Genomic DNA, 15294 nt, shown 5'->3' on the forward strand with positions numbered 1-15294 from the left:
CAAAGTGTCAGCAATCAGGCGGTGGCGATCACGCTTTTTCCTGATCTTTCTGCTTTTCCTGCCTCTCTTTACGCTTCTGTTCGGCTCGCGCTTTGGCTTTGGCCGCTTCGCTCATGTCGTTACGGATCTGCGCGTGACTGATCAGAGCAAAAATCAGCGTACCGCCGGTGATGTTGCCCAGCAGGGTGGGCAGTGCAAACGGCCACAAAAACTCCTGCCACGGCAGCGTGCCGGCAAACACCAGATACAGCACTTCAACCGATCCGACCACAATGTGGGCCAGATCGCCCAGCGCCACCAGCCAGGTCATCATCACGATCACCACAATTTTGGCGCCGCCAGCGTAAGGAAACATCCACACCATGGTGGCGATGATCCAGCCTGAAATCACTGCGTTGGCAAACATTTCGCCCGGCGTGTGCTCCATCACTTTTTCGCTGATGGCGGTGAAGGCCTGGCGCGTAGCGTCATCGAAAATCGGCATATGATTAAACGCCAGCGCCCCAAGCGCGGTACCAATCAAATTGCCGATCAGCACCACGCTCCACAGCCGCAGCAGCAGCATAAAATTGCCGCCGGTGGGTTTATGCATCACCGGCAGCACGGCGGTGACGGTATTCTCAGTAAACAGCTGCTGGCGCGCCATAATCACGATGACAAAACCAAAGGTGTAGCCGAGATTCTCCAGCAGATAGGCGCCGGGCACGCCAGCGAGGTGCACCTGGAAAATGCCTTTCGCCATCAGCGAGGCACCCATTGATAAGCCGGCGGCAATCGCTGACCACAGCAGCGCCATGCCGTCGCGCTCCAGCTCCTTTTCCCCATCCTGCCGAATTTCTTCATGGATCGCCGCAGCCCGCGAGGGCAGGGCGTCTTCGTCCACTTCAATATCCGTTCCCTGTTCTTTTTCTTCACTGTCCACGTCATTGTCATGCGTGTTATTTGATGGCGATGGCTTCATTTTTTCTCCCGGTGATAATGCCAGTGCGTAATAAGCGTAGACGTTTTTAGCAAGGGCGAAATGTTACAAAGATTCAAATTAAGAGTAACAAGAGATTAGCAAAGATGGTTTTTTGAGCGCTTTCTTGATCTGATGCGCATGAATACCTCATTTGGGGGAAGGGGGAGCTTGCGCACAGACTTCGGCCCCTGGTTTGAGTGTGGTATTATTCCCGCCTCATTTATTGCTATGAATCTCCCTTCTATGCTCGAAGTGATTAATCTCGCCTGCGTTCGCGATGAGCGAACCCTGTTCCACGGACTGAGTTTCCAGGTGCAGGCGGGCGATGTGGTGCAAATCGAAGGGCCCAACGGCGCAGGCAAAACTTCACTGTTGCGACTGCTGGCCGGGTTAAGCCGGCCAGAGCAGGGCGAAGTACGCTGGCAGCAGCAGTCTATTCGCCGGCAGCGCGAAATATGGCAGCAAAACCTGCTGTATCTCGGCCATCATCCGGGCGTGAAATCGGTGCTGTCGCCGCGGGAGAATCTGCATTTCTGGCACGGCGATCGCAGCGAAGACACGCTGTATGACGCGCTGGAGCAGGTCAATCTGCTGGGCTATGAAGAGGTGCCGGTGGCTCAGCTTTCTGCCGGGCAGCAGCGGCGCGTGGCGCTGGCGCGACTTTGGCTCAGCCCGGCTCCGGTGTGGATTCTGGATGAGCCGCTGACCGCCATCGACAAACACGGCGTGGAAAAATTAATGGCGCGCTTCGCCGAGCATGCCGATAACGGTGGCGTGGTGATTCTGACGACCCATCAGGATCTGCCGGACAGCCATGCGCGCGTGCGCAAAATTCGTCTTATATCGGAGTGGGCGTGATGCTTGGCCGGGTTATTCAGCGTGAGTTAAAGATTGCCTTTCGCAGCGGCGCGGAAGTGGTTAATCCGCTGTGGTTTTTTCTGATCGTGATTACGCTGTTCCCGTTAGGCATTGGCCCTGAGCCGCAGCAGCTGGCGCGCATCGCGCCTGGCGTCGCCTGGGTAGCCGCGCTGCTGGCATCGCTGCTGGCGCTGGAGCGGCTGTTTCGCGACGACTTTCTGGATGGATCGCTGGAGCAGCTGCTGTTGCTGCCGACGCCGCTGCCAATCACCGTGCTGGGCAAAGTGATTGCGCACTGGCTGATTACCGGGCTGCCGCTGATTTTACTCTCGCCGCTGGCGGCGCTGCTGCTGTCGCTGGATTTTGCAGGCTGGCGGGCAATGGCGCTGACGCTGCTGATCGGCACGCCAACCCTGAGTTTTCTCGGTGCGATTGGCACCGGCCTGACCGTCGGGCTGCGGCGCGGCGGCGTATTGCTGAGTTTACTGGTGTTGCCGCTGTCGATACCGGTACTGATTTTTGCCAGCGCGGCGATTGATGCGGCCGGTCAGGGGTTACCGATCGGCGGTTATCTGGCGATTCTCGGCGCCATGCTGGCGGTCAGCGCCACGCTGTCGCCGTTTGCGACTGCTGCCGCGCTGCGCATCAGTCTGCATTAAGGCGGGCCTCCGGCAGAGAGGCCGCCATCCGAATTCTTATTTAGTGTGAGCAATGTCAATGTGGAAATGGTTACACCAGTGGGCAAAGCCTGAGCGGCTTTACCAGCTATGCGGTCGCTTGATACCCTGGTTCGCAGTTCTGGGCGTCGGCGCGCTGCTGCTCGGCTGGATTTGGGGATTCGGCTTTGCGCCGGCGGATTATCAGCAGGGCAACAGCTTCCGCATCATGTACATTCACGTGCCGGCGGCGATGTGGTCGATGGGCGTCTATGCCTCGATGGCCATCGCCGCCCTCATCGGCCTGGTGTGGCAGATGAAAATGGCCGATCTGGCGGCTGCCGCGATGGCGCCGATTGGTGCGGTGTTCACCTTTATCGCGCTGGTGACCGGCTCGGCGTGGGGCAAGCCGATGTGGGGCACCTGGTGGATTTGGGACGCGCGTCTGACTTCTGAACTGGTGCTGCTGTTCTTCTATATGGGCGTGATTGCGCTCTATCACTCTTTCGACGATCGCCGCACCGCCGGACGCGCGGCCGGCATCCTGATTCTGGTCGGCGTGGTTAACCTGCCGATTATTCACTTCTCCGTGCAGTGGTGGAACACGCTGCATCAGGGCTCGTCGGGCATTCTGCAACAGGCGATCGATCCCAGCATGCGCACGCCGCTGCGCTGGTCGATTCTTGGCTATCTGCTGGTGTTTGGTGCGCTCACCCTGATGCGTCTGCGCAACCTGATTCTGTTTACCGAGCGTCACCGCCCGTGGGCGATTGACGTGGCGCAGGGAGGACGCAAAGCATGACGCCTGCCTTCTCATCGTGGAGCGAGTTTTTCGCCATGGGCGGCTATGCCTTTTACGTCTGGCTGGCCGTGTGTTTTACGCTGATTCCGCTGATCGGTCTGGTGCTGCACACCGTGTTGTTCCGTCGCCGCCTGCTGGCAGAAATTCGCCAGCGTCAGTCCCGCGAGCGCCGCATCCGCGCGGCAAAAGCTAAACAAGCTGCCAGTGAAGCAGCAGGAGAGTCCGTGTGAATATCCGTCGTCGTAACCGCCTGTATGTGGTGGTGGCGGTGCTGGTGGGCTTAGGCCTTGCCACGTCGCTGGTGATGTACGCACTGCGTTCCAACATCGACCTGTTCTACACCCCGAGTGAAATTCTGTACGGCAAAGGTGAGGATCACCAGAAGCCAGAGGCCGGTCAGCGCCTGCGCGTCGGCGGCATGGTGATGCCCGGTAGCGTAAAACGCGATCCGAAAACGCTGGCGGTGTCGTTCAAACTGTATGATGCCAACGGCGTGGTGAGCGTCAGCTACGAAGGCATTCTGCCGGATCTGTTCCGTGAAGGGCAGGGCGTGGTGGCGCAGGGCGTGCTGGAAGACGGCAACCTGGTCAACGCCAAAGAGGTGCTGGCGAAGCACGATGAGAAGTACACGCCGCCGGAAATTCAGGACGCAATGAAGAAGAATCATAACGGACCGGCAGCGGCCTATCAGCAGGCGGGTACGCAATCATGATGCCGGAAATTGGCAGCTTTCTGCTGTGTCTGGCGCTGGGCTTAGCGCTGTTATTAAGTATTTATCCGCTGTGGGGCGCAGCACGTCAGGATGGCCGGCTGATGGCGCTGGCGCGTCCGCTCACCTGGGGCATGTTCCTGTGCATCGCCGCCGCGTTCCTCGTGCTGGTGCAAGCGTTTGTGGTCAACGATTTTACCGTCGGCTACGTTGCCACCAACTCCAATTCGCTGCTGCCGGTGTATTACCGCATCGCCGCCACCTGGGGTGCGCATGAAGGATCGCTGCTGCTATGGGTACTGCTGCTCAGCACCTGGACATTAGCAGTGGCGATTTTCAGCCGCGGCATGCCGCAGGATGCGCTGGCGCGCGTACTGGCGGTGATGGGGATGATCAACCTCGGCTTCCTGTTGTTCATCATCCTCACCTCGAATCCGTTTACCCGCACGCTGCCGAACTTCCCGATTGATGGGCGCGACCTCAACCCGATGCTGCAGGATATCGGGCTGATCTTCCATCCGCCGCTGCTCTATATGGGCTATGTTGGCTTCTCGGTGGCGTTTGCCTTTGCCATCGCGTCGCTGATGGCGGGCCGGCTGGATACTGCCTGGGCGCGCTGGTCACGTCCGTGGACCACTGCGGCATGGGTATTTCTGACTATTGGTATCGTGCTCGGTTCCGCGTGGGCGTATTACGAACTCGGCTGGGGCGGCTGGTGGTTCTGGGATCCGGTTGAAAACGCGTCCTTTATGCCGTGGCTGGCCGGTACTGCGCTGATGCACTCATTGGCGGTGACAGAAAAACGCGGCAGCTTTAAGTCGTGGACGGTGCTGCTGGCGATTACCGCGTTCTCATTGAGCCTGCTGGGCACCTTCCTGGTGCGTTCCGGCGTGCTGGTATCGGTGCACTCGTTCGCCTCGGATCCGGCGCGCGGGATGTTTATCCTCGCCTTCCTGGTGATTGTCATCGGCAGTTCGCTGCTGCTGTACGCCCTGAAAGGGGGCCAGGTGCGCAGCCGCGTGCAGAGCGAAGCCTGGTCGCGCGAATCCTTCCTGCTCGGCAACAACGTGCTGCTGATTGCCGCAATGCTGGTGGTGCTGCTCGGTACGCTGCTGCCGCTGGTGCATAAACAGCTTGGGCTGGGCAGCATTTCGGTTGGTGAGCCGTTCTTCAATACCATGTTCACCTGGCTGATGGCACCGTTCGCGCTGATGCTCGGCATCGGGCCGCTGGTGCGCTGGCGCCGCGATGAGCCGCAAAAGCTGTGGAAGCGGCTCGGTGTGGGTCTGCTGGTGACGCTGATCCTGTCGATCGTGCTGCCGTGGCTGTTGCAGGATCGCATCGAAGCGATGACGGTGATTGGCCTGCTGATGGCCATCTGGGTGATCCTGCTGACGCTGATGGAGCTGCACGAACGCGCTACCCATCGGCACCGTTTCCTGGCGGGATTGCGCCATCTGTCGCGCAGCCACTGGGGCATGGTGCTGGGCCATCTTGGCGTGGCGGTGACGGTGGTGGGCATTGCCTTCAGCACCCAATACAGCGTTGAGCGTGACGTGCGCATGAAGGCCGGCGACAGCGTGGATATCCACAACTATCACTTTATTTTCCGCGACGTGCACAATCTGCAGGGCCCCAACTACAGCGGCGGCGTGGCGATTATCGATGTCACACGCAACGGTAAGCCAGAAGCGGTGCTGCATGCAGAGAAGCGCTTCTATACCGCAGCGCGCACCATGATGACGGAAGCGGCGATCAGCGGCGGCTTCACGCGCGATCTCTATGCGGCGCTGGGCGAAGAGCTGGATGACGGTTCCTGGGCGGTGCGGATTTATTACAAACCCTTTGTGCGCTGGATCTGGTTCGGCGGCGTGTTTATGGCGGTGGGCGGCCTGCTGTGCCTGCTCGATCCGCGCTATCGCTCGCGCAAAAAAGCGCAGCGCGAGGAACTGGCATGAATAAAAAGATCCTGTTTATTCCTTTAGTCCTGTTTCTGCTGCTGGCGGCAGCGCTGCTGTGGCAGCTGACGCGCAACGCCAGCGGTGACGATCCTACGCGCCTCGAATCGGCGCTGATCGGTAAACCGGTGCCGGTGTTTAAACTCGAAGCGCTGGATCAGCCGGGTAAAATCTATAACCAGCAGGTGCTGACCGATGGCAAACCGCTGCTGCTGAATGTCTGGGCCACCTGGTGCCCGACCTGCCGCGCCGAACATCAATATCTCAACACGCTGGCGGAGCAGGGCATTCGCGTGGTTGGCCTCAATTACAAAGACGACCGCAGCAAAGCCGTCACCTGGCTTAACACGCTCGGCAATCCGTATGCGCTGAGCCTGTATGACGGCGACGGCATGCTCGGTCTGGATCTCGGCGTCTACGGCGCGCCGGAGACCTTCCTGATTGATGGCCACGGCATTATCCGCTACCGCCACGCCGGCGACATGAACGACCGGGTGTGGAATGAAGAGGTGAAGCCGCTGTGGCAGAAATACAGCAGGGAGGCCGGCGTATGAAACAGCTGCTTATGCTGCTCGCGGGTCTGCTGCTGAGCACCAGCCTGTGGGCCGCGATCGATACTTATCAGTTCGATTCGGTCCAGCAGGAGGAGCAGTATCGCGAGCTCACCGCATCGCTGCGCTGCCCGAAGTGCCAGAACAACAGTATTGCCGACTCCAACGCGATGATTGCCGCCGACATGCGGCTAAAAGTGTATGAGCTGATGAAGCAGGGCCAGAGCCGCCAGCAGATCATTGATTACATGGTGGCGCGTTATGGCAACTTCGTCACTTATGAACCGCCGGTGACGCCGTCGACGCTGATTCTGTGGGTCGGACCGGCACTGTTTGTGGTGCTCGGTGGGCTGATTATTATTCTGCGCAGCCGACGCGGCAACGCGCGCAGTGAGCTGGATGACGATGAACAACAGCGCCTTGCGGCGATTCTGAAGCGTGACGGGAAGCCGTAATGACTGGATTCTGGATTACCCTGATTATTTTACTGGCGGCCGCGACGGCGCTGTTTGTCGGTGCCGGCTGGCGGCAGCGTCAGGCCAGCAGCGGCGATCGCGATCGTCTCAATACCGATTTTTATCAGCAGCGCCTGCGCGAGCTGGAGCATGATGAAGCCGAGGGCGTGGTCAGTGAGCGTCCGGAGATGGTGCGCGAACTGCAGCAAACGCTGCTGACCGACGTGCCCGGCGACGCGGCGGCACGCGCGCATCACAGCAGCCGCTGGGTGCTGCTGCCGGGCGTGATCGTCCTGGTGCTGGTGTCGGTGGGCGTTTATCTGAAAACCGGTGGCCTCGCCCAGCTGGCGGGCTGGCAGAGCGTGCAGCAGGAGTACCCGGCGCTGCGCGCGCGGGTGATGGATCCCAACGCGCAGCCGCTGACCATGGAAGAGCTGGCGCGTCTGCAGCTCGGCCTGCGCACCTCGCTGCAAAACGATCCGCAAAACCTCAATGACTGGGCGATGCTGGGCCGCCTCGGCATGGTGCTGAACAACGCCACCGATGCCAGCCAGGCCTTTGAGCACGCTTTGCAGCTGGCGCCGGACAACCTTGAACTGCAGCAGGATTATGCCGAAGTGCTGACGCGTTCCAGCGATCCGCAGGATAACCGCCAGGCCAATATGCTGCTCAAAGACCTGCTGAAGCGCGACCACAGCAACGTGCGCACCCTCAGTCTGCTGGCGTTCAATGCCTTTGAACAGCAGCAGTATGGCGAAGCGATTGGCGCATGGCAGGTGATGCTGAAGCTGCTGCCGGCCGGCGATCGACGCATTACCATGATCGAGCGCAGCATTGAACAAGCGAAAACCGACGCGGGACAGCAAAATAGCCAGCTGGCATTGACGGTGAGCTTAACGCCAGAGGCAGAAAAAATGTTACCGCCGGGCGGAGTGTTGTATATTTCTGTGTCTGACGGTGTTTCACCGGTGCCTGTGGCTGTAAAGCGTTTACCGCTCAGCCACTTCCCGCTATCGCTTACGCTGGATGACAGCAACGCCATGATGCCGGATCGCCTGCTTTCGGCGCAGCATCAGGTGCAGGTCAGGGTGCGCATTTCGCGCGATGGTAGTGCTAATCCGCAGTCCGGCGACTGGTTTGGTTTAAGCGCGGTCACCCCCTGGGATGGTCACCAGCCGATGGCTGTTGAGGTCAATCAGCAGCAGCCCTGAAGCGATACACCTTTTATCTGCACAGGGAGAGAAGAATGAATAATCGCCTGACCGGCCTGGCGCTGGCCAGTTTACTGCTGGTGGGATGTGCCAGTTCCAAACCGGCCGACGAGACGACGCCTGCGCAGCGCAGCGATCCGCTCGAAGGGTTCAACCGCACGATGTTTAACTTCAACTACAACGTGCTGGATCCCTATGTGGTGCGCCCGGTGGCGGTTGCCTGGCGTGATTACGTGCCGGTGCCGGCCCGTACCGGGCTGAGCAACTTTCTCGGTAACCTTGATGAACCGGCCAGCATGGTGAACTCGATTCTGGTCGGCGAGCCGCGTCAGGCGGGCATTCACTTTACCCGTTTCTTCCTGAATACCGTGCTCGGCCTTGGCGGTTTCATCGACGTCGCCGGTAAAGCCAATCCCCAGCTGGCGCGTGAAGTGCCGCACCACTTTGGCAGCACGCTGGGCCGTTATGGCGTTGGCTACGGTCCGTACGTGGTGCTGCCAGGTTACGGCAGCTTTACCGTGCGTCAGGATGGCGGCGACTACGTCGATACGCTTTATCCGGTGCTGAGCTGGCTTACCTGGCCGATGTCGATCGGTAAATGGACGCTGGAAGGGGTGGAAACGCGCGCGCAGCTGCTTGATTCCGATGGCCTGCTCCGACAGCAGCAGGATCCGTACGCCTTTATCCGCAACGCCTATTTCCAGCGTAACGATTTCCTCGCCAGCGGCGGCAAGCTGAAGCCGGAGGAGAATCCGAACGCCAGCGCGATTCAGGACGATTTAAAAGATATCGACTCTCAATAAATGACAACGGCGACCAACAGGTCGCCGTTTTGTTTTCAGCTGGCGACCCGCATGGGCCGCTGCACTGATTATCAGAACTTGTAGTTAAAGTTAGCGCCGTACAGCCAGGCCTTACCTTCGGAATTAAAGGTATAAGGACCTTCTTTTACCGTCACGTGCTGACCGTGCATATAGGAAACCCCGACATCAACCGACGCGTCCGGCGTGAAGGCGTAAGATGCACCGGCGCTCAGCCACAGGCGATCCTGATCCGGAATCGAGATGGAACGTTTATCCGCCGGCACCGGGCTGTCATCAAACGCGATACCGGTACGGAACGTCCAGTTGTCGTCGTAGTTGTAAGTGGTACCTAACGCGATGCGATATGCATCACGGTAGCCTTCATCTTTATAGAACAGCGTCTGGCCGTTGCTGCCGGTGGCTTTCAGCTCCTGGAACTGGCTCCAGCTGGTATAGGCGAGGCTGTAGTGCACCGCCCACTGTGGCGCCACTTTATGCCAGCCGGACACTTCCCACATTTCCGGCAGGTTCAGCGTCAGCGAACCTGGAATGGTGGCGCCGCTGGTGCCATACGGCAGACCCAGCGCAATCGCCTGCGGCGTGCCGTTAAAGGCGCGCGGGATATTGCTCTTATAGTCGCCGTCGAAGTCGATCTTCACTTTGGAACGATAGGTGAAGCCGAAGCGGTTGTTTTTATCCACTTCATACAGGATACCGGCGTTCCAGCCGTAGCCCCATTCGTCACCTTTCAGGTGCGCGACCTGGGTATCGGCCGGCAGACCGGCGCGGGCACCGGCTTCACCGGCGTAGCGCTCAATTTTCGCTTTGGCGTACACCGCGTCAAAGCCGACGCCGAAGCTGAAGTTATCATTTAACCGATAAGCGGTGCTGAGGTTGAAGTTGCCGGTCATCAGATCGGTTTTGCCACCAAAGCCGCCCGCGGTGTAACCGTTATTAAATTCGGTGGCCAGACCGTAGTTCGAGGTGGCCGAGGCGCCAATCCACCACTGATCGTTAATCGGATGCACATAATGGATGTTCGGGATCCACTGGTTTGGCGCAATATTGCTGGCGTTGAGGCTGTTGCCGGTCGGGCTGTTACCGCTGATATCCACTTCCGGGTCGATATAGACGGCACCGATGGAGAAAGAAGGGCGGTCCATCAGGGCCATGGTGGCTGGGTTACGGCTGGCAGAGGCGGCGGTATCACCCATGGCGCCTTCACCGGAATAGGCGCGGCCCAGGCCGATTGCTGAGAATTCGTTAAGTTGAAAGCCTGCGGCGTAGACGTGAGAAGAGACGAGCGCCACTGCAGCTGCCACAGCTGACTTTGCAAACAGGTTCTTATGGTTCATGACCACAACCTCATCTAAATTATTATTAAACGTAGTTACGTCGCGTAACAAAGGACGGCGGATTGTAGGGACTGACGATACAGACACATATCAGACCAGTGCGACGAGTATAGGTCCGACCTGTGTATTTGTTGCAATATTGTTTTTAAAATATTTCTGCTTTGATCGATAAAATCAGATCTGCTTAACAAAATCCTTGCGGTTCTGCTCCAGCATAGCGAGTCAAATTTGTTTTGGATCAAATTTTAGTGTGATATTCGTCACTTAGCGGGCGGAAGATAGCCGCGACGTGGCATCCGGCGTACACTTTGCAGCAGAAAATGATCCGATAGTGTTGATTTATCGTCAGGAGAAAAACATGACTGATGCCATTAGAAACTGTAGTGCGAACGAAACGGCAGCCTGCTGCTGCGTTGACGTGGGCACCGTGATGGACAATACCGATTGCAGCGCCAGCTGGTCAGGCGTGTTCGCTGACCGTCAGGCGGCTGAAGCAATGCTGGCCGAGCTGAGCGCCAAAGCGCGCCAGGTTGAGTCCGATCCGTGCGAGATTCATTCGCGCTTTACCGACGAAGCAGACGGCGTGCGCCTGGACGTCGATTTCACCTTTGCCTGCCAGGCCGAAACCCTGATTTTCCAGCTCGGCTTACGCTAATCCCGCCGCTGCCGACCCGCTTTTTCGGCAGCGTTGCCTCTTTTTCGTGTTACTCCTCGCACTTTTTTTCTTCTGTTATTGGCGACTTAGCAACACCTGGTTAACACTGATGATCAGGTCAGACCTGTTGGGCAATGATGCTCAGGTCGTAAATTACAGGTGAGAGCAATGAGCAAAGCGCAGCCGCTGCTGACGCGTCAGGGCGAACGTATCGCCATTACCCACGGATTACGCACCCCGTTTGCCCGCCAGGCAAGCGACTTTCATGGCATTCCGGCGCTGGAGCTGGGGCGCATGGTGGTCAGCGAATTAATGGCGCGCAGCGAATTGCCGGTGGAGGTGATCGATCAGCTGGTGTTCGGCCAGGTGGTGCAGATGCCGGAAGCCCCCAACATCGCGCGTGAAATCGTGCTAAGCAGCGGACTGAGCGTGCACACCGATGCCTACAGCGTGAGCCGCGCCTGCGCCACCAGCTTTCAGGCAGTGGCCAACGTGGCGGAAAGCCTGATGGCCGGGACCATTGATGCGGGTATTGCCGGTGGCGCTGACTCCTCCTCGGTGCTGCCGATTGGCGTCAGCAAAACGCTGGCGCGCGCGCTGGTTGACCTCAACAAAGCCCGCACCCTGAGCAAAAAATTACACATCTTACGCCGCCTGCGCCCACGCGATCTGTTGCCGGTGCCGCCGGCAGTGGCGGAATACTCCACCGGTTTACGCATGGGCGACACCGCCGAGCAGATGGCCAAAACGCACGGTATTACGCGTGAGCAGCAGGACGCGCTGGCGCTGCGCTCGCACCAGCGTGCAGCGCAGGCCTGGCAATCCGGCGTGCTGGCGCAGGAAGTGATGCCGGCGTTTGTGCCGCCGTGGAAAGCACCGATTGAGCAGGACAACAACATTCGCTTTAACGCCAGTGCGGCGGATTATGCAAAGCTGCGTCCGGCGTTTGACCGTCGCCACGGCTCGGTTACCGCGGCCAACAGCACGCCGCTGACCGATGGCGCGGCTGCGCTGATTCTGATGCGCGAAGGGCGCGCGCGTGAGCTGGGCATTACACCGCTCGGTTACCTGCGCAGCTATGCGTTTGCCGCGATTGATGTCTGGCAGGACATGTTGCTCGGACCGGCTTACGCATCACCGTTGGCGCTGGATCGTGCCGGCATTACCCTCGGCGATCTGACGCTGATCGACATGCATGAAGCCTTTGCCGCGCAGACGCTGGCCAACCTCAGGCTGTTTAACGATGAACGCTTTGCGCGCGAGGTGCTGAAGCGCGATCGCGCGCTGGGCGAAGTCGACGAGACGCGTTTCAACGTGCTGGGCGGTTCCATCGCCTACGGTCATCCGTTCGCCGCCACCGGCGCGCGCATGATCACGCAAACGCTGCATGAGCTGCGGCGGCGCGGCGGCGGCTTAGGGCTGGTAACCGCCTGTGCCGCTGGCGGATTAGGCAGCGCGATGGTTCTGGAGGCCGAATAATGAGCGAATCTGCATTCCATTTACAGATGCGTCCGGATCACGTTGCGGTGATCACCATTGATGTACCGGGCGAAAAGATGAACACCCTGAAAGCAGAGTTTGTGCCGCAAATCCGCGCGGTGCTGGCGGAGGCGCGCAGCGATGCGCATCTGGCGGGCATCGTGCTGATTTCAGGCAAACGCGACAACTTTGTCGCCGGTGCGGACATCAGCATGATCGCCAGTTGTGAAACGGCGCAGCAGGCTGAAGCGCTGGCGCGGCAGGGACAGGAAGTGATGGCGGAGATCGCCGCGCTGCCGTTCCCGGTGGTCGCCGCCATTCATGGAGCCTGTCTTGGCGGCGGGCTGGAGCTGGCGCTGGCCTGCGATGCGCGCATCTGCTCGCTGGATGAGAAAACCCGTCTCGGCCTGCCGGAGGTGCAGCTCGGCCTGTTGCCAGGTTCCGGCGGCACCCAGCGGTTGCCGCGTCTGATAGGTGTGCAGCAGGCGCTGCCGCTGATCCTCAGTGGCAAACAGCTGCGCGCAAAGCAGGCGCTAAAGCTTGGCCTGGTGGATGATGCGGTGCCGCAGGCGATTCTGCTGGCAACCGCCGTGGCACGTGTACATAAAGGAAAGCACGCCGCACGCAGCCTGTCGCGCCGCGATCGCCTGCTGCAGGGGCCGCTGGCGCGTCCGCTGCTGTTTACGCTGGCCAAACGCCAGACCGACGGTAAAACCCACGGTAACTATCCGGCCACCGACCGCATTTTGCAGGTGGTACGCATCGGGCTGGAGCAGGGCAGCGCCGCCGGTCACGCCGCGGAAGCGCGCGCGTTTGGCGAGCTGGCGATGACCGCGCAGTCGGCCGCACTGCGCAGCCTGTTTTTTGCTTCCACCGCCCTGAAGAAAGAGCCGATGGCGGATGCGCCGCCGCGCCCGCTGCAGCAGATTGGCGTGCTGGGCGGCGGGCTGATGGGCGGTGGGATTGCCAGCGTCACCGCGCTGAAAGCCGGTCTGCCGGTGCGAATCCGCGATATCAACCTGAACGGCGTTAACCACGCGCTGCAGTACAGCTGGGATTTGCTGAGCAAAAAGGTGAAACGGCGCCAGCTCAAGCCGGCGGAACGCCAGCAGCAGATGGCGCGCATCAGCGGCGGCACCGATTATCAGGGCTTCCGCCAGCGCGATCTGGTGATCGAAGCGGTGTTTGAGGATCTGGCGCTGAAGCAGCAAATGGTGGCCGAGATTGAAGAACACTGTCAGCCGCACACTATCTTTGCGTCTAACACCTCTTCGCTGCCGATTGCGCAGATCGCCGCCGGCGCGCAGCGCCCGGAGAATGTTATCGGCCTGCACTTCTTCAGTCCGGTAGACAAGATGCCGCTGGTCGAGGTGATTCCGCATAGCGGCACTTCAGCACAGACGCTGGCCACCACGGTGGATCTGGCGCGTCGTCAGGGCAAAACCGCCGTGGTGGTGGCTGACCGTCCCGGCTTTTATGTTAACCGCATTCTCGCGCCCTATATAAATGAAGCCATGCGCTGTCTGCTGGAGGGCGAGCCCATTGAACACATTGATAGCGCACTGGTGAAATTTGGTTTCCCGGTCGGCCCGCTGCAGCTGCTGGATGAAGTCGGTATTGATGTCGGCAGCAAAATCAGCCCAATTCTTGAACAGGCCTACGGTTCACGCTTCAGCGCGCCGCAGGCGGTGAGCGCTATCCTGGCCGACGAACGCAAAGGGCGTAAAAACCAGAAAGGTTTTTATGATTATCAGCGCACGCGCTGGCCGCGCAAACGTCAGGCCGATGCCAGTCTGTACCGCCTGCTGCAGTTAAAACCCCAGGCGAAACAGAGCGAGCAGCAGATCGCCACGCGCTGTGTGATGCTGATGCTCAACGAGGCGGTACGTTGTCTCGACGAGGCGGTGATCCGCAGCGCCCGCGATGGCGACATCGCGGCAGTGTTTGGCATCGGGTTTCCGCCGTTTCTCGGCGGGCCGTTCCGCTATATTGACCAGCGTGGTGCGGGCGAGATCGTCAATACATTACGTACATTAATGCAGCAATACGGCGAGCGTTTTACGCCCTGTGACGCGTTAGTGGCAATGTCAGAAGGGAAAACGAATTTTTACACTTCTGCACATTCATGAATAGCCGCACGGATTCAGCGGGTTAGAATCGGGGCCGCGCAGTGCCTGGCGCGGCACCATTCTGAGATATGCTTATTTAATAAACAACCGGTTGACTATACTCAAGCCATTGGGGTAAAACACAGCGTTCATTCGCAGAATGAAGCGTCTGGTGCTGTGGTACCCGGCGATATCGACAAACAACAGCGGTGCTTTATGCAAGTTTTTATCATGCGTCACGGCGACGCAGCTCTGGAAGCAGCGAGTGATGCGGTTCGTCCTCTCACCCTGTGTGGCTGCGACGAATCACGTCAGATGGCGAGCTGGCTGAATGGTCAGACGCCGGGAATCGATAAGGTGCTGGTCAGCCCTTATCTGCGCGCCGGGCAAACGCTCGCCACGGTACGTGAAGCGCTGAAACTGCCGGAAGGGCAGGAAGTGCTGCCAGAACTGACGCCAGGCGGCGATCCGGGCATGGTCGCCTGTCATTTACAGGCGCTGGCGGTGCAGGGTGCGCACGCGGTGCTGGTGATTTCGCATCTGCCGCTGGTCGGTTATCTGGTATCTGAACTCTGCCCGCAGGAAGCGCCACCGATGTTCGCCACCTCCGCCATTGCCTGCGTGGAGTTTGATGCCGACGCCTGCGAAGGCAAGCTGGCGTGGCAGGTGAGTCCGGCCAAATTAGCCAAAGCCATGTAATTCCCCTTCATACTTCAGGCTGCAGCTGCGTTGG

At 59.5% G+C, this 15294-nt stretch carries 16 protein-coding genes; 14 read left to right on the forward strand and 2 right to left on the reverse strand.

Annotation, left to right across the window (positions count from 1 at the left end; genetic code table 11):
• Positions 1-28: 28 nt before the first annotated feature.
• Positions 29-961 carry a formate/nitrite transporter family protein gene (locus F3J36_RS10285; RefSeq protein WP_058775841.1) on the reverse strand — a complete coding sequence of 311 codons (933 nt, stop codon included), beginning with the start codon at positions 959-961 and terminating at the stop codon, positions 29-31.
• A gap of 243 nt (positions 962-1204) precedes the next feature.
• Between F3J36_RS10285 and ccmA the strand changes: the two genes are divergently transcribed.
• From ccmA to mlaA, 10 genes are read left to right on the forward strand one after another with little or no spacing between them, the layout of a single operon-like run.
• A complete protein-coding gene (gene ccmA, locus F3J36_RS10290) occupies positions 1205-1819 on the forward strand; it encodes a cytochrome c biogenesis heme-transporting ATPase CcmA (protein ID WP_132464955.1) in 615 nt (204 codons plus the stop codon).
• Positions 1819-2478 carry a heme exporter protein CcmB gene (gene ccmB, locus F3J36_RS10295; RefSeq protein WP_058758454.1) on the forward strand — a complete coding sequence of 220 codons (660 nt, stop codon included), beginning with the start codon at positions 1819-1821 and terminating at the stop codon, positions 2476-2478. Before ccmA ends, ccmB begins: the two co-directional genes overlap by 1 nt.
• Before the next feature lie 58 nt (positions 2479-2536).
• On the forward strand, positions 2537-3277 hold the full coding sequence (locus tag F3J36_RS10300; RefSeq protein ID WP_166719631.1) for a heme ABC transporter permease: 741 nt from the start codon (positions 2537-2539) through the stop codon (positions 3275-3277).
• Positions 3274-3507 (forward strand): heme exporter protein CcmD, encoded by a 234-nt coding sequence (gene ccmD / locus F3J36_RS10305; protein WP_031280028.1) that lies wholly within the window; start codon positions 3274-3276, stop codon positions 3505-3507. Before F3J36_RS10300 ends, ccmD begins: the two co-directional genes overlap by 4 nt.
• Positions 3504-3989, forward strand: coding sequence for a cytochrome c maturation protein CcmE (ccmE, locus tag F3J36_RS10310; protein ID WP_021509145.1), 486 nt, complete (start codon positions 3504-3506; stop codon positions 3987-3989). The genes ccmD and ccmE overlap by 4 nt, the downstream gene beginning before the upstream one ends.
• Positions 3986-5944, forward strand: coding sequence for a heme lyase CcmF/NrfE family subunit (locus tag F3J36_RS10315; protein WP_166719632.1), 1959 nt, complete (start codon positions 3986-3988; stop codon positions 5942-5944). Before ccmE ends, F3J36_RS10315 begins: the two co-directional genes overlap by 4 nt.
• Positions 5941-6498 (forward strand): DsbE family thiol:disulfide interchange protein, encoded by a 558-nt coding sequence (locus F3J36_RS10320; protein ID WP_058782039.1) that lies wholly within the window; start codon positions 5941-5943, stop codon positions 6496-6498. Before F3J36_RS10315 ends, F3J36_RS10320 begins: the two co-directional genes overlap by 4 nt.
• Complete coding sequence (locus F3J36_RS10325) at positions 6495-6950, forward strand: cytochrome c-type biogenesis protein (RefSeq protein WP_021509148.1); 456 nt, start codon at positions 6495-6497, stop codon at positions 6948-6950. Before F3J36_RS10320 ends, F3J36_RS10325 begins: the two co-directional genes overlap by 4 nt.
• A complete protein-coding gene (gene ccmI, locus F3J36_RS10330; RefSeq protein ID WP_058769878.1) occupies positions 6950-8161 on the forward strand; it encodes a c-type cytochrome biogenesis protein CcmI in 1212 nt (403 codons plus the stop codon). Before F3J36_RS10325 ends, ccmI begins: the two co-directional genes overlap by 1 nt.
• Before the next feature lie 35 nt (positions 8162-8196).
• Complete coding sequence (gene mlaA, locus F3J36_RS10335; RefSeq protein WP_021509150.1) at positions 8197-8964, forward strand: phospholipid-binding lipoprotein MlaA; 768 nt, start codon at positions 8197-8199, stop codon at positions 8962-8964.
• Between the two features lie 71 nt (positions 8965-9035).
• Here the strand turns inward: mlaA and fadL are convergent, their stop codons facing one another.
• Positions 9036-10319: a long-chain fatty acid transporter FadL gene (fadL, locus tag F3J36_RS10340; RefSeq protein WP_021509151.1), complete on the reverse strand. Its 1284-nt coding sequence runs from the start codon at positions 10317-10319 to the stop codon at positions 9036-9038.
• A 358-nt stretch (positions 10320-10677) separates the two neighbouring features.
• Here fadL and F3J36_RS10345 point away from each other — a divergent pair, with 358 nt between their 5' ends.
• The 4 genes from F3J36_RS10345 to sixA all read left to right on the forward strand — a co-directional run bounded on the left by F3J36_RS10345 (position 10678) and on the right by sixA (position 15260).
• Complete coding sequence (locus tag F3J36_RS10345; protein WP_021509152.1) at positions 10678-10974, forward strand: YfcZ/YiiS family protein; 297 nt, start codon at positions 10678-10680, stop codon at positions 10972-10974.
• A 168-nt stretch (positions 10975-11142) separates the two neighbouring features.
• Entirely contained in the window at positions 11143-12453 is a 1311-nt protein-coding gene (gene fadI / locus F3J36_RS10350) for an acetyl-CoA C-acyltransferase FadI (RefSeq protein WP_021509153.1), read from the forward strand.
• A complete protein-coding gene (fadJ, locus tag F3J36_RS10355) occupies positions 12453-14582 on the forward strand; it encodes a fatty acid oxidation complex subunit alpha FadJ (protein WP_166719633.1) in 2130 nt (709 codons plus the stop codon). The genes fadI and fadJ overlap by 1 nt, the downstream gene beginning before the upstream one ends.
• 195 nt (positions 14583-14777) lie before the next feature.
• A complete protein-coding gene (sixA, locus tag F3J36_RS10360; RefSeq protein ID WP_021509155.1) occupies positions 14778-15260 on the forward strand; it encodes a phosphohistidine phosphatase SixA in 483 nt (160 codons plus the stop codon).
• The last annotated feature ends 34 nt before the right edge of the window (positions 15261-15294 follow it).

Source organism: Pantoea sp. Cy-640, assembly GCF_011752635.1.
In the GTDB taxonomy this organism is placed as follows: domain Bacteria; phylum Pseudomonadota; class Gammaproteobacteria; order Enterobacterales; family Enterobacteriaceae; genus Pantoea; species Pantoea dispersa.

Bases quoted from the DNA above. Each gene is read 5' to 3' on its own strand.
- sixA (WP_021509155.1), top strand. From the start codon at position 14,778: ATGCAAGTTTTTATCATGCGTCACGGCGACGCAGCTCTGGAAGCAGCG.
- fadL (WP_021509151.1), bottom strand. From the start codon at position 10,319: ATGAACCATAAGAACCTGTTTGCAAAGTCAGCTGTGGCAGCTGCAGTG.
- F3J36_RS10325 (WP_021509148.1), top strand. From the start codon at position 6,495: ATGAAACAGCTGCTTATGCTGCTCGCGGGTCTGCTGCTGAGCACCAGC.
- F3J36_RS10285 (WP_058775841.1), bottom strand. From the start codon at position 961: ATGAAGCCATCGCCATCAAATAACACGCATGACAATGACGTGGACAGT.
- fadJ (WP_166719633.1), top strand. From the start codon at position 12,453: ATGAGCGAATCTGCATTCCATTTACAGATGCGTCCGGATCACGTTGCG.
- ccmA (WP_132464955.1), top strand. From the start codon at position 1,205: ATGCTCGAAGTGATTAATCTCGCCTGCGTTCGCGATGAGCGAACCCTG.
- ccmB (WP_058758454.1), top strand. From the start codon at position 1,819: ATGCTTGGCCGGGTTATTCAGCGTGAGTTAAAGATTGCCTTTCGCAGC.
- F3J36_RS10320 (WP_058782039.1), top strand. From the start codon at position 5,941: ATGAATAAAAAGATCCTGTTTATTCCTTTAGTCCTGTTTCTGCTGCTG.
- ccmD (WP_031280028.1), top strand. From the start codon at position 3,274: ATGACGCCTGCCTTCTCATCGTGGAGCGAGTTTTTCGCCATGGGCGGC.
- F3J36_RS10315 (WP_166719632.1), top strand. From the start codon at position 3,986: ATGATGCCGGAAATTGGCAGCTTTCTGCTGTGTCTGGCGCTGGGCTTA.
- F3J36_RS10300 (WP_166719631.1), top strand. From the start codon at position 2,537: ATGTGGAAATGGTTACACCAGTGGGCAAAGCCTGAGCGGCTTTACCAG.
- ccmI (WP_058769878.1), top strand. From the start codon at position 6,950: ATGACTGGATTCTGGATTACCCTGATTATTTTACTGGCGGCCGCGACG.
- F3J36_RS10345 (WP_021509152.1), top strand. From the start codon at position 10,678: ATGACTGATGCCATTAGAAACTGTAGTGCGAACGAAACGGCAGCCTGC.
- fadI (WP_021509153.1), top strand. From the start codon at position 11,143: ATGAGCAAAGCGCAGCCGCTGCTGACGCGTCAGGGCGAACGTATCGCC.
- mlaA (WP_021509150.1), top strand. From the start codon at position 8,197: ATGAATAATCGCCTGACCGGCCTGGCGCTGGCCAGTTTACTGCTGGTG.